This is a genomic window from Tannerella forsythia (assembly GCF_001006485.1).
Taxonomy (GTDB): Bacteria; Bacteroidota; Bacteroidia; order Bacteroidales; family Tannerellaceae; genus Tannerella; species Tannerella forsythia.
In genome coordinates, this window is sequence record NZ_JUET01000078.1 from 37,027 (window position 1) to 50,944 (window position 13,918).

Annotated in this window: 9 protein-coding genes; 7 read left to right on the plus strand and 2 right to left on the minus strand. The window is 51.2% G+C overall.

All coding sequences use genetic code 11. The annotated features are described in order from the left end of the window. Positions 1-46: 46 nt before the first annotated feature. From Tanf_RS07590 to Tanf_RS07615, 6 genes are all read left to right on the plus strand, one after another. The gene (locus Tanf_RS07590) at positions 47-1,039 is read left to right on the plus strand and encodes an HlyD family secretion protein (protein ID WP_046825449.1); all 993 of its coding nucleotides are present in this window, start codon (positions 47-49) and stop codon (positions 1,037-1,039) included. A 12-nt stretch (positions 1,040-1,051) separates the two neighbouring features. Then, complete coding sequence (locus tag Tanf_RS07595) at positions 1,052-2,230, plus strand: ABC transporter permease (protein ID WP_046825450.1); 1,179 nt, start codon at positions 1,052-1,054, stop codon at positions 2,228-2,230. 12 nt (positions 2,231-2,242) lie between these two features. Beyond that, a complete protein-coding gene (locus Tanf_RS07600; RefSeq protein WP_046825451.1) occupies positions 2,243-3,484 on the plus strand; it encodes an ABC transporter permease in 1,242 nt (413 codons plus the stop codon). A gap of 1 nt (position 3,485) precedes the next feature. After that, positions 3,486-4,364, plus strand: a complete 879-nt coding sequence (locus Tanf_RS07605) for a 1,4-dihydroxy-2-naphthoate polyprenyltransferase (protein WP_046825452.1) — start codon at positions 3,486-3,488, stop codon at positions 4,362-4,364. Between the two features lie 358 nt (positions 4,365-4,722). After that, positions 4,723-7,713 (plus strand): SusC/RagA family TonB-linked outer membrane protein, encoded by a 2,991-nt coding sequence (locus Tanf_RS07610; protein WP_046825453.1) that lies wholly within the window; start codon positions 4,723-4,725, stop codon positions 7,711-7,713. Positions 7,714-7,733: 20 nt separating this feature from the next. Then, entirely contained in the window at positions 7,734-9,185 is a 1,452-nt protein-coding gene (locus Tanf_RS07615; protein ID WP_046825454.1) for a RagB/SusD family nutrient uptake outer membrane protein, read from the plus strand. Positions 9,186-9,328: 143 nt separating this feature from the next. Here the strand turns inward: Tanf_RS07615 and Tanf_RS07620 are convergent, their stop codons facing one another. Beyond that, positions 9,329-11,749 carry an alpha-L-arabinofuranosidase family protein gene (locus Tanf_RS07620; RefSeq protein ID WP_046825455.1) on the minus strand — a complete coding sequence of 807 codons (2,421 nt, stop codon included), beginning with the start codon at positions 11,747-11,749 and terminating at the stop codon, positions 9,329-9,331. A gap of 341 nt (positions 11,750-12,090) precedes the next feature. On the opposite strand from Tanf_RS07620, the gene Tanf_RS07625 reads away from it, so the two are divergent. After that, entirely contained in the window at positions 12,091-13,317 is a 1,227-nt protein-coding gene (locus tag Tanf_RS07625) for a serpin family protein (protein ID WP_046825456.1), read from the plus strand. Between the two features lie 45 nt (positions 13,318-13,362). On the opposite strand, the gene Tanf_RS07630 is transcribed toward Tanf_RS07625, so the two are convergent. Then, positions 13,363-13,902: a DJ-1 family glyoxalase III gene (locus Tanf_RS07630; protein ID WP_014226218.1), complete on the minus strand. Its 540-nt coding sequence runs from the start codon at positions 13,900-13,902 to the stop codon at positions 13,363-13,365. Between the last annotated feature and the right edge of the window lie 16 nt (positions 13,903-13,918).

Sequence of the window (13,918 nt, forward strand, 5' to 3'; positions counted from 1 at the left end):
AATTTGAGTTATAACGAACATTTATACATTCTATAATTTATACACGATGAGTGAGAAAAAATATTCGATCAACAACATGCTATTGGCCTTTATTGCCGTACTGATAGTCATAGGCTTAGTTGCATTAGCCGGTTTTTTCCTGTTGTCGCCTCCCGACGAGATCATTATGGGTCAGGCCGAAGCAACTCAGGTACGTATTTCGGGTAAAGTACCCGGACGCATCGAATCATATCGCTTTGGCGAGGGAGACAAGGTGCGTGCAGGCGACACACTGGTATTCCTCGACACCCCTGAGATTATGGCCAAGCTGCAACAGGCCGAGGCTGTCCGTCAGGCTGCTGAAGCACAGAATACCAAAGCAATGACCGGCGCCCGTTCACAAGAAGTTACCGGTGCTTACGAGTTGTGGCAAAAGGCGAAAGCAGGGCTCGATATTGCCCGGAAATCGTACGATCGCATACAGCATCTCTACGAGCAGGGCGTAATGTCTGCTCAAAAACGCGATGAGGTAGAAGCCAATTATCATGCGATGGTTGCCACCGAAAAGGCGGCTCGTTCACAGTATGAGATGGCGAAAGAAGGAGCGCGCCGTGAAGACAAGATGGCTGCCTCGGCACTCGTCCGACAAGCGAAGGGTGCGGTGGCCGAGGTGCAATCCTACATCGGCGAACGGGCTTTGGTTTCACCTATCGACGGGGAGATTGTAGAACGCTTTCCCGAGGTGGGAGAGTTAGTGGGAACAGGCGCCCCGATCATGAACATTGCCGACCTGAACGACTTGTGGATCACGTTCAGCGTACGGGAAGATTTATTGAGTGATATCAAGATCGGAAAAGAGGTCAAAGGCTTTATTCCTGCCCTCCATAATCAGGAAGTGACGATGAAGGTCTATTTCATGAAAGCCATGGGCACGTATGCCGCATGGAAGGCCACAAAAGCAACCGGCCAGTTCGATGCAAAAACGTTTGAAGTACGTGCACGCCCCATCGAAAAAATAGCTGATCTGCGTCCCGGAATGTCTGTTATCATCAAGCGTTAAGGGGAGAGAGCTATGACCATCCGGGAAGGCATACAAAGTTTGAAGCAGATATCCGTACGGGAAATCCGCAGGCTCTGTTTGAACCCGTTGTATTTCTTTTGTATGATTGTCGCGCCAATTGGCAGTCTGTTCTTTCTCATGACATTGATGCAAGACGGACTACCGACGAATCTTCCGGTAGCAGTCGTCGACTTGGACAACACCCCCACATCGCGCCAACTCATTCGCCAGTTGGATGCTTTCGAGCAGACTTCGGTAGCGATGCAGTGCGCTTCGTTCGAAGAGGCGCGCAGGGAGATGCAGAAAGGAAATATTTACGGAATCTATCATATCCCGAGAGGTTTTCAGCGTGAAGCCTCATCAGGCAAACGACCGAAACTGTCGTTTTATACGAACGGATCGTTTCTGGTCGCAGGATCGTTGATGTTCCGGGATATGAAAACGACATCGGTATTGGCCGGTGGAGCCGTTGGCCTTCGGATCGGAGAAGCCAAAGGATATACGACAGCCCAGATCATAGCGCAAATACAGCCGATAGTCATCGATACGCACGCAATCGGCAATCCCTGGCTCAATTATTCGATCTACCTGAACAATGCGATTATGCCCGGACTATTACAGCTGCTGATATTTATCGTAACGGTTTTCTCGATCGGGACGGAGATCAAAGAAAGGACATCGCGCGATTGGCTGAATATGGGGCATGGCTCCATTACCGTGAGTGTGATCGGAAAGTTATTGCCTCACAACGTAATCTTTACGGCTATCGGGTGGTTGATCTGCGCGATTCTTTACGGATATAACGCCTTTCCGCTTCATTCGGGTTGGATACCGATGCTCGTTGCCATATTTCTGTTAGTAGTCGCCTCACAGGCGCTCGGGGTTTTTATGATCAGCGTACTGCCTACGGTGCGGTTGGGGCTTAGTTTAGCCTCTCTTTTCGGTATGTTAGGCTTTTCGATCTGCGGACTCTCCTACCCCGTATCGGCGATGTATCCCGAATTTCATGCCGTATCATACCTCTATCCGCTACGGCATTACCTGCTGATTTATATCGATCAAGCACTCAACGGACGTGAATTGGTATACACATGGGGAGAATATGTATGGCTTGCCGGCTTCCTCCTGCTGCCTATCATCATGCGCAGATATCTGAAGAATGCGATGCTCTATTTTCATTACATTCCGTAAAAATAACGAACGATGAAAAGAGAAAAAAAATTATCCGGCATCATCGCCGAAGGCATCCGGGACTTGTTTTATATCTGGAGAGAAGAATTGAAAGCAATCTTCAAAGATAGCGGCGTAATGATTTTTTTCTTCTTGGTTCCATTAGCCTATCCGCTGATTTATTCGCTGATCTATCATCCTGAAACGGTACATGATGTCAAGGTCGTTGTAGTCGACCGGAGCCAATCGTTTTACAGTCGTGAGTTTGTACGCCGTGTAGATGCTACTCCGGATGTACAGATCGTTCGCTCGTGTACCTCAATGGACGAGGCACAGACCATGCTGAATAAAAAAGAAGCGTACGGCATCCTGTTGTTTCCGCCCGAGTTCAGTAAGAACCTGCATTCGGGACAACAAGCGACCGTTTCCCTCTATTGCGATATGAGTCTGTTGCTTTATTACAAGGCGATGCTGCTTTCCGCGACAGAGGTATCGCTCGAAATGGGGGGTGAGATACATGCGCAGAACCGGCCGCAATCGACCGAACAACTCAAGAAAATCGAGATTGAACCTATACCCTACGAATCGACGACGTTATTTAATCCGTCGAACGGTTTTGCGAGCTTTCTTCTGCCGGCGGTACTGATCCTGATTATCCAGCAGACGCTTGTGTTGGGCATCGGTATGTTGGGAGGCACGGCGCGTGAACGTAACAAGTTTCACCATCTCGTACCGATCGACCGGCGTTTTAAGGGAACCCTGCGCGTGGTACTGGGTAAATCACTCGCTTACGTCGTAATCTACATTCCGGTATGTATCTGGACACTGATCGTGGTACCCAAGTTCTTTTCGTTTCCAAGTGTCGGGTATCCATGGGACATCCTGCTGTTTTTATTACCCTACCTTTTCGCGTGCATCTTGATGTCCATTACGATCTCAGGCTTTATGCGCACCCGCGAGTCGCCAATGATGATATTCGTCTTTATGTCCGTGATTCTGCTCTTTATCTCAGGCATCTCGTGGCCGACAGAGGCATTCCCCATCTATTGGAAAGCACTCGGTAATATGTTTCCTTCAACACCGGCCATACGTGGTTTCGTTCTGATTAAGAGCTGTGGCGCCTCATTGCACGACGTGGCGCACGAATACCGGATACTCTGGATACATACCGGCATATATTTCATCACGGCGGCGCTTGTCTATCGTCGTCAGATTATCCGTGTTCGCCGAAAAATGCTCCGGCAATATAAAGAAGCCAAACTCCGGAGGGGATAGAATGAAACCGAACAAATGCAAAGCATGGATACGGGCGGCACGACCGCAAACGCTGGCGGCATCGGTCAGCCCGGTATTGGTGGCCTGTGCATTGGCCTACAGAAACAATGTCTTTCAGTGGATGCCCGCAGTACTGTGCATGGCCGTTGCCGTGCTGGCACAAATAGCAGCCAACTTCTTCAACGATTATTTCGACTTTAAAAAAGGAGCCGATACCGAAGAACGTCTGGGACAGCAGCGGGCAGTCGCTTCGGGATGGATTACTCCCAAAACGATGCTGACCGGAGCTTTCGTCACATTATCCGCCGCCTCTCTTTGCGGCTTTGCTTTGCTAATCTACAGCGACTGGTGGCTGATTTTTGTCGGACTCGCTATTGCCCTCTGTGTGCCGGCTTATACGGCCGGACCTTATCCGCTGGCTTATCACGGGCTGGGCGATCTGGCCGTGCTGTTGTTCTACGGTGTTATTCCCGTATGTTTTACTTATTACATACAGGCACAAGAGTTTGCATGGACAGCCGGCTGGCTTTCAGTGGCCATGGGACTGCTTTCCGTAAATATCCTGCTGGTAAATAATGTGCGCGACAGAGAGCAAGACGCGCAGGCCGGTAAACGCACGACAGTCGTCATGTTCGGACGACGTTTCGGAACCACACTTTATCTGATCAACACGCTGCTGGCCGTGGCTTGTTCCTGGCCGGTCTATCTTTATCGTAGCCGGAACATCTGGTTCCTGTTTATTTTCTTCCTGATGATCGCATGGCTTGCGTGGCAGGAGCTGTCCCGTCAGCATGGCACCGCCCTCAACCGTACACTGGCCATAACAGCCCGCAACGTCCTGCTCTATGCCTTTCTGTTGATCTATGTATTGGTCTTCTAAGATTGCGACGTTTCCCACATACATCATCACGACGCTTGCACCTTAATCTTCGTATGCAAAAATTCTTTTTTCTAAAATATTCTTTGTAAAAACCGCCCAATAAATAAAAAAAATGTAATTTTGTGGGAAATCAGTTAGTTTCGGCTGTACGGGCTTTTATCGCTTTTGCGTCATTAAAACAACCATCGGCCGGCTAACCGAAATGTTTTATAACTAAACAAACAACAATACGATGACAAATACATTTATATACCGTTCACAATGCCCCATTCCAATCGGGCAATATTCTTTATAACTACAGTTACTTATGAACAGAAAAAGATTTTTTATTGGCTTCCTGTGCTTTTTGTGTGCAGGAATGGTTACTGCCCAGACGCTTGTGCAGATCAGGGGCAGTGTAGTAGATGAAACGGGCGAGCCGGTGATCGGGGCCAACATTCTGGTGAAAGGTACGACACAGGGCACGACGAGCGACGTCGACGGGCAATTCTCGCTGTCGGTCGATCGCGTACCGGTCACATTGCAAATCTCGTACATCGGTTATGCACGCCAAGAGGTAGAGGCCGTGTCGGGAAAAACGGTCAAAGTACAGATGACGCCGGACACGCAGATGATGGAAGAAGTGGTAGTCACCGGCTACGGTACGTTTAAAAAGTCGGCTTACGCCGGATCGGCCTCGAACGTAAAAGGCGAGAAGATGAAAGACATCCCTGCCGTGACGTTTAAAGACCTTTTGCAGGGAAACGCCTCCGGAGTGCAGTTCTCCTCGTCGTCCGGACAGCCGGGCGCCTCGTCGTCGCTGAGAATCCGCGGCATGGGATCGTTCAATGCAAGCAATGCCCCGCTTTATGTGATCGACGGCGTACCGATGCGCGCCGGAACCGTTAACTCGATCAACTCGAAGGCAGGCCTCGACATCATGTCGACCCTCAACAGCTCCGACATCGAAAGCATTACCATCATCAAGGATGCCGCCGCCGCATCGCTCTACGGCTCACGCGCAGCCAACGGTGTGGTGCTCATCACCACCAAACGCGGCAAGGCCGGCAAACCCTCCGTCCAGTTCAAAGCCGACTGGGGCGAGTCTGACTTTGCCATGGAATACCGGCCGATTATGGGCGGAGAAGAACGGCGTCAATATATCTATGACGGACTGAAGGCCGGCCAGATCAAAAAAGGAAAAAGCGAAGAGCAGGCTCAGGCTTATGCCGACAAGCGGATCGACGATCTTGCCCCCGTGCCGTGGTGCGGCTATGTAGACTGGGACGATGTGCTGCTTCAAAAAGGCAGCCACCGGTCGTATGAAACATCGATTACCGGAGGCACGGAGCGGTTTAGCTATTACTCCTCTCTGGCCTATCTGAAGCAAGACGGCCTCTCCCGGAGGTCAGGGCTGGAACGCATCAGCGGACGTCTGAATGTCGACTACCGCGCCACCGACAGGCTGAAAATCGGCGCAAACATTTTATTTGCAACCGTGAACCAGAAAGTGTATTCCGAAGGCACGTCCTACTCCTCTCCTTTTTATACTTCGCGCAATGCCGTCGTTCCCTCCGACCCGGTCTACAACGAAGACAATACGTGGAACCGCGAACTGATCCGCGTCGGCGACCGTAACCCGGCACTGGTGGCTGCTTACGACTTCCAGCGCGAATACGTAACCCGCGCTTTCAATACCCTTTACGGAGAATACGAGTTTATCAAAGACCTGAAATTCAAATCGACCTTCAGCTACGACTACGTAAATACGAAAGGACGCGAATGGTACGACCCGCGCACCTCGAACGGCGACGATAAAAACGGAGGCATGATAAAGAAATTCTACGAATACAAAAAAATGGTATGGGCCAATCAGCTGAGCTATAAAACAACACTGGCCGAAAACCACCATGCCGATGTGCTGGCAGGATATGAAATCGACGACCAGTACCGCGACTTTCTCTCGGGCTACGCCACCAACTTCGCCACGCCGGAAAAGAACGAGATCAGCAATGGAATGAAAACCGAATCGGTCAGCGGAAACGATATCCGCACCCGGATGGTTTCCTACATCTCGCGCCTGAACTACGACTACCGTAACAAATACTATCTGGGCGGCAGCTTCCGTACCGACGGCAGTTCGCGCTTCCACCGGAGCAATCGATGGGGCAGCTTCTGGTCGGTATCGGCCGCATGGCGCGCCATCGAAGAAGATTTTATGTCGCCTGCCACCAACTGGCTGACCGATCTGAAAGTCCGCGCCTCCTACGGAGTGAACGGTACGCTTCCCTCCAGTTACTTCGGGTACATGGGGCTGAGCAGCCTCACCAACGGCTACCTCGAACAGCCCGGCATCATCCGCTCACAAATGATGAACAACGACTTGCAGTGGGAAACAAACTATAACCTCAATCTGGGTTTAGACTTCGCCCTGTGGAACCGGATCAACGTAACCCTCGAATATTATACCCGCATCACCCGCAACCTGCTCATGGATCGCCCGATCTCCATGACCAACGGCTTCGACAGCTACCTGATGAATATCGGCGAGGTGAAGAACCAGGGGATCGAACTCGATATCAGTTCAACAAATGTGAAAACAAAAAACTTCTCATGGAACACAACCTTCAACATCTCGCATAACCGGAACGAAATCGTGAAATTAGACGGCTTGCAGACGGAGATCATCAGCGGCAACCAGATCCGCAAGGTCGGGAAACCCTACCGCACATTCTACCTGATCGAATTTGCAGGGGTAAACCCCGAAACCGGCGCTCCGCAGTTCTATACGAACGAGACGGACAAAGACGGCAATTTACGGAAAGATATCACCGAATCGGCCGGGCAGGCACGCGCCACCGTACTGGACAAGCATGCCGAACCCGATATAATCGGAGGACTGTCCAATATGCTTCGATACAAATGGTTCGACCTGAACTTCATGTTCTCCTACCAGTTCGGAGGCTACTCGTACGACACGTGGGCGCAGAAAACCGAACACGGAGGCAATGATATGAAAGCCAACATCCCAACATACTATCGCAACAGCTGGAAACGCCCCGGCGACGTTACGGATTACGAACTGTTCTACGAAAATCCTGCCGTGGCCATGAATAAAATCTCAACAACACGCAGGCTGCACAGCACCGATTTCGTCCGCCTCAAGACACTGACCTTCGGTGTCACCGTTCCAAAAGCATGGACAAAGAAGCTAAAAATGGACAACCTGCGCTTCTATGCCTCGGCCAATAACCTCTGGACATGGGCCGCCTATGATTATTACGATCCGGAAGCCGTCAGCGGAGGAACTGCAATCTGGGGTACCCCTCCGTTACGAACAGTCACATGCGGATTCAATATGTATTTCTAACTTGATAAAAATTCAACATCATGAAACAATTACGATTTTTATGGATTATCTCCGTTATATTTGCTGCAACCTCGTGCGGTAACAACTGGTTAGACCTCGAATCTTCCATCTCCATCGATACCGAAACCAGCATCCGGTCGCTCAAAGACATCGAATTTACCCTGAACGGCATCTACAGTACCATGCAAAACTCCGATGCCTATTCGGGACGGCTCGTCTACTATGGCGATGCAACGGGCGACGACATGCAGGCCGTCAGCTCAACCAAACGCGTAGCCAACTACTACCGCTTTAACTTTACGAAAGACAATGGCCCCTCCAGCCATTGGGCGTATCTCTATTTCATCATTCAGAACTGCAATCTGATCCTGCACAACATCGACAAAATACCCGTCGGTGAAAAAGAGAAAGGGCATGCTGCCGACCTGAAAGGGCAAACACTGGCCATACGGGGCATGGCATTGTTCGATCTGACGCGTATCTTCGGCTATCCGTATGCAAAAGACAACGGCAGATCGTTGGGGGTAGCGATCGTAGAGACCCTCCCGGACATCCACAGCAAACCCGCACGCAATACCGTAGCCGAGTGCTACGCCAAAGTCATCGACGACCTGACGGCATCAGTCGGCCTGCTGGGCGGCAAGTTTAACAAGGGCAAGTTCAACAAATGGGCAGCCATGACCCTCCTCAGCCGCGTCTACCTCTACAAGGGCGAAAACGCTCCGGCACTGAAAACAGCCCGCGAAGCCATCGCCGGTGCGGAAAAGAACGGATATGCCTTGTGGACAAACGAAGCGTACCCGACAGCATGGAGCAACGATGCCTCGGCCGCCAGCCCGGGCGAAGTACTGTTTGAAATCGTCAACCTGACTACCGACACGCCCGGCAAGGAAAGCATGGGCTATCTTAGCTCGAAAGACGGCTACGACGACATTTGCATCACCTGCTCGTTCTATCGCCTGCTCAAGGAAGACCCCAAAGACGTGCGTCTGAAACTGCTGAGCTTCGACAAAAAGTACTATGCCTACGTAAACAAGTATCAGCCGCAGCAGAACGAAGCGATTCAAGATGCCAATATTCCGCTCATCCGCCTCTCCGAAGCATACCTCAATGCAGCCGAAGCGGCAGTTAAAACGGGCGACAATGAAACGGCCGTGAAGTATCTCGACCCGATCGTCAAACGTGCCAATCCGGCCAACACGGTCGAAGGGAAAAGTCTGACCGTTGAAGACGTCCTGAACGAACGCCGCAAAGAACTGGTCGGTGAAGGACATCGCATGTACGACGTGATTCGTAACGGAATGAAGGTAAAACGCAAGGATGTAGAGGAGCGTAACCTGAGCAAAACCAAACACGATACGCCTTACATGGAGTATGACTGGAATTTTTACATGATCGTACTCCCCATCCCCAAGAAAGAGATGGATACGAATCCGAATATGGTGCAGAATCCGGGATACGGGGGTAACTAATGTTCCTCGACCTCCTCTCTCTCGATAGAGAACGGAATGTTATCTCAGCCTTTGTTGCAATCCGTTTGCCTCGTTTCTTATCGGTAAGATTCCGGCCTTTGTGCCGGGATTGATAAGAAACGAGGCAATAAGTTTAGGGCTGTTCACTCTTTCACCTTCAGTCGGAGAATCGTTACCGAGTTGGGGGGAAATCCGTAGCGTATCGGGCGTTGCATCGGAAAGCGTATCGCCTGTCGCACAGGCTTTACCGAATCGGGATGTTTGAAGGTATTACGGCTTTCGGGACGCGCCGAGAGCTGGAGCAGTTCGGCCTCATCTTCTACTTTCCGGCCTTTCACGTCCAACGAGGTCCATTCTTCATGCATTGTCGTATTGACGACTTTCAAAATGATCGTCTTTGTATCCGGATCGTATGTAGCCACCGAAAGCAGCGAAGAGATAAACGGCAGTGTCGCTTCGGGCAGTTCAACCCGGTCAATCCGGCAGCGGATCGTCTCGTCCCGGCATTCGATCTGTACCGTGCTCCACGCATCTTTCGAGAGCGACAAGGGAACGACTTTGGTGAGTGGTTGCCGCAACGTCCCGGCACAACGATACAGCAGAGCGGCCGTATCGGTCAACACGAGCGAGACGGCACTGCGTCGCTCGTCGTTCAAGCCGTTGTCGCGCACTTGCAATCGCATGGTTGCTCCCCTCTTTAGCGGACGGACACGGACTGAGAGTGTGTAATTGCAAATCATTGAGTCGCCCAATTGCATATATTTCACACCGCCCGGCGGCTCCTCTTTTTCCGGGATGATCGACTGTACCGCTCCATCCAACGCAATTTCGCCGGCTTCAAACTCATCGCCCGAAAACGCAATGGATGCCCGACCGCAAGTTACCAACGGTTTGTGATAGGTGTTCACCTCCGTCACCAGCAACTCTTTCCCCCGGTGACCGGCAAACATTTTCAAAACATGGTATGAAGGCGTTTTAACCACACGCGACGCATCGAAGAGGATGGCCGGCGTACCGTTCAGAGGGAAGCCCGTATGTCCCAGCAACGGCGAATAGGAGACACCGCAGATATGCGCCGGACTGTGTTCGACCCCGACGAGAAAAGCCGCTTCCCCCACCGCAGCACGCATCGTACCGCCCTCGTCTCCCCAAGCCGCACCGAAAGCCCCTACAAACAGTTCGGCTTTACGCAAACTTCTGATCTTTGTCTCGAAGCAGGCGCTGCCGGCCATCAGTTGATCGGCATCCATCAGGTAACGCGTATGAATCCGGTCTGCATGAAGATTCTGAACCGCCGCCGAGTCACTTGCCATGACTGCGACCTGCGGAAACGTATCCCTGAGAGCCCGCCTCAGGAAAAGATAGCGACGGGCATATTCTTCACCGTAATTCGCATCGCCGAAAGCCACATCCGACAATCCGAACGGTGCGGTATGCCCGTGTGTGGCACGCCGGCCTCCGCTCTGCGGATCCGTCGCCGGCCCGTTCGCATATGCCACCGCACCTGCGGCCCGGAGTGCCAACAACCCCATATTCCTCATATCTTCATAACGGGAACGGAAACGCTGATTCAGCACGCCGGCATTCATCACGTATATGGGACGAGCGTTCAGGTCTTCGCACAGTTGAAGGTATTCATAAAAACCGACACCGTTCGTCGTACCGTAGCCCCAAATGCTCCAGAGCGGCTTACGCGACTCGATCGCCCCGACAGTCCCTTCCCAATCGGGAACCATAACAGACGTATAACTCTCGACAAAAGCTCCGCCCGGGAACCGGACAAACGCCGGCGAAAGCCCCGCCACCGCCTCCATCAGATCGGCGCGCAAACCGTTCGAACGCCCTTTCCACGTCTTTTTAGGAAACAATGAAACGACATCAAGGTAAAACGATGCACCGCTGTCGGCTTCAAATACCAGCGTTGCGTTACGAGCGCTGTCCGTCGCCGTAAAGGTATGACGAAAGCATGTCCACACATCCGGCATGTACACGACATGAGGTTTGCTCAGCAGCCGGCCGGCCAACGTGTCGCGCAGAGCAACCGAGATGCTCCGCCCATGCCTGCCGCGCAAGTAGAACGACAAATCGTACTGCTCGCCCCGAACAAGCGCAATACCGCGAAATCCCTCCGCTACCGCCCCTCCGTATCCTCCCGAAGAGGCGACTTGCACAAACAGCGAACGACGGTTATCTTCGTTCAAAGGATCATGCGTATCGATCGTCAGCAAAGTATTTGATGAAAGCGGCCGCCAACCCGGAACGGTGTAAGGTGAAACGAAAGGTATTTCCCAACCGGCTGGCGTGACGAGGACATTCCGCGCCGCATCGTACAAACATCCGTAAGGTACAGCCCCATCCTCCAAACTGCGGTTACGGATCATCTCCGCATAAATTCCACCCTCTACAGCATGGTTCATCTCCTCTAACGTCACACCATACAGCGCTTCCTGCACGGGTTGCGTAGGTTTTTCCAGATCGATGATGATCGATGAAGTCACCGGCCGTTCCGGCCGGCAAGCCGTCAACAACCATACTCCTATCATCGCTATATCTCTCCATCTCATATCATTATCCCTTTCAAAATAAAATCCTCAGACGCAGCCTGTCTTCGCACAAACAAATTATGCCACACACACACCTCTGCATAAGTTGCGCAAAACTACACAAAAAGTTTGTGATTTTGATGTCACCCTGTTACCAACCGACTCTCATTTGTTCAAGCGAACGACATTATCCTCCCACTGAAAAAGCGGCAAGATTAAGATATCTGCATTCGGGCTCTCATCATCTTCTACCGAATAATCATCTTTTTTCAACCGCTGATGCAGCGTTTTTGTTCTTTTATACGTCAAGGTATAAAGAGCGTTTTAAATTTAAACATGTTTTACTAAAGAGTTGGATTCAAATGAAAACACAATGGATGTGTATCGGAATCATGGCTTTGATGGGCGCCTGCACTTCCGATCAGGAAACACCCAAGCCTCTGACTGAGGCTCATCCCATCATCTTGAAAAAGGCGGAAAAGATAGAAAAAGACAATGCCTTTGCCTTCGATCTGCTGCAAACGACACGCAAACACGTGACGGAAGCGAATGTCTTTATCTCGCCGTTGAGCGTAAGCATGGCGCTGAACATGACCCTGAACGGAGCGGCCGGCGTCACGGCCGATGAGATGAAAACCGCATTGCGTGAGACCGGTTATACGATGGAAGATATCAACGAATACAGCCATTCACTACGGGAAGCGCTCCTCAAAGTAGACCCTTCCACCACAATCGGAATGGCCAATTCGATCTGGTACAAACAAGGAGAATTGGTCAAGGAACCGTTTATTCTGGCCAATCGCACGCACTACGATGCGGAAGTAAAAGCCGTTGATTTTTCATCGCCCGCCACCCTCCCGGCCATTAACGGCTGGTGCGCCCAAAAAACGAACGACAAAATCACCAAGATATTGGACTATATTCCGGGAAATGCTTTTATGTATCTGATTAATGCCGTTTATTTCAAAGGCATCTGGGTGACTCAGTTCAAAAAGAGCGATACGAAACGGGCGCCTTTCCGCAAAGCGGACGGTACTACACAGGAAGTCAACATGATGGCGCAGAAAAGCACCTTCGGCTATACGACCGACGAGTGCTGTCAATACCTTGAGATGGACTACGGCAACAAAGCATTCAGCATGATCGTGATGCTGCCGAACGAAGGTCAGACAACGCGCGACGTGATCGAACAACTCGACAACAAGCATTGGAGCATGATTATAAAAGGCATTCGCCCAACACAAGTATCGCTGCGCATGCCGCGCTTCAAGACAGAGTGTAAATACGGGCTCGAGAAAAAGATACTGCCGGAGATGGGAATGAACGTGCCGTTTACGGAGACGGCTGATTTTCCCGGCATCACCGACGCTGCGATATTTATTTCACGTGTGATCCATAAGACGTTTGTGCAGGTCGATGAAGAAGGTACGGAAGCTGCTGCCGTAACAGCCGTAGAAATGGTAAAAACGTCATCCCCCTCTACCACTCCTATCAACTTCCACATAAACAAGCCGTTTGTTTTTGCCATACGCGAAAAGAGCACCGGCGTCATTCTGTTTATCGGAGAGATCGGGGAAGTGAAAGAATAGTACTTTCACCTGTCATACATAAAAAAGCCGCGTAGAGCGGCTTTTTTATTTCAATAATAAATCTTTGGCGACTTGTTCCGCCGACTCGAGCCCTTCGAGATGCTCCAGTATAGCCAACCCGAAATCGAAAACCAGTCCCGGTCCCCGACCGGTAATGATAGAACCATCGGTAACCGTCGGTACATTAACAACAGTTGCACCTTTGAGGTACTCTTCAAATCCCGGATAACATGTCGCGCGCTTGCCTTCAAGCAGTCCCAATCCGCCGAAAACGAGCGGCGCAGCGCAAATAGCTGCCAGCGGCTTGCCGGCATCGTGATGGCGCACGATTTCCTTCTTCAATGCCTCGTAATCGTTAAGCATTGGACCTCCTCCGGGCAGTACGAGCACATCGGCATCGGCATAGCTGAGGTCTTCAAATAGCGCATCGGCAACAACAGAGATATCATGCCCTCCCTTAACGGTTGCGGCACCGGTCATTGAAACCGTTACAACGTGCATTCCTCCACGGCGTAGTACATCGATTGTACCGATCGCTTCGACTTCTTCAAAGCCGGTTGCTAAAAATACATAAGCCTTTTTCATCGTTTATAAGTTTTTT

What these genes read in the sequence shown, in the direction of transcription:
- Tanf_RS07590 (WP_046825449.1), top strand. Translation starts at nt 47, where the DNA reads ATGAGTGAGAAAAAATATTCGATCAACAACATGCTATTGGCCTTTATT.
- Tanf_RS07600 (WP_046825451.1), top strand. Translation starts at nt 2,243, where the DNA reads ATGAAAAGAGAAAAAAAATTATCCGGCATCATCGCCGAAGGCATCCGG.
- Tanf_RS07630 (WP_014226218.1), bottom strand. Translation starts at nt 13,902, where the DNA reads ATGAAAAAGGCTTATGTATTTTTAGCAACCGGCTTTGAAGAAGTCGAA.
- Tanf_RS07625 (WP_046825456.1), top strand. Translation starts at nt 12,091, where the DNA reads ATGAAAACACAATGGATGTGTATCGGAATCATGGCTTTGATGGGCGCC.
- Tanf_RS07615 (WP_046825454.1), top strand. Translation starts at nt 7,734, where the DNA reads ATGAAACAATTACGATTTTTATGGATTATCTCCGTTATATTTGCTGCA.
- Tanf_RS07605 (WP_046825452.1), top strand. Translation starts at nt 3,486, where the DNA reads ATGAAACCGAACAAATGCAAAGCATGGATACGGGCGGCACGACCGCAA.
- Tanf_RS07595 (WP_046825450.1), top strand. Translation starts at nt 1,052, where the DNA reads ATGACCATCCGGGAAGGCATACAAAGTTTGAAGCAGATATCCGTACGG.
- Tanf_RS07610 (WP_046825453.1), top strand. Translation starts at nt 4,723, where the DNA reads ATGGTTACTGCCCAGACGCTTGTGCAGATCAGGGGCAGTGTAGTAGAT.
- Tanf_RS07620 (WP_046825455.1), bottom strand. Translation starts at nt 11,749, where the DNA reads ATGAGATGGAGAGATATAGCGATGATAGGAGTATGGTTGTTGACGGCT.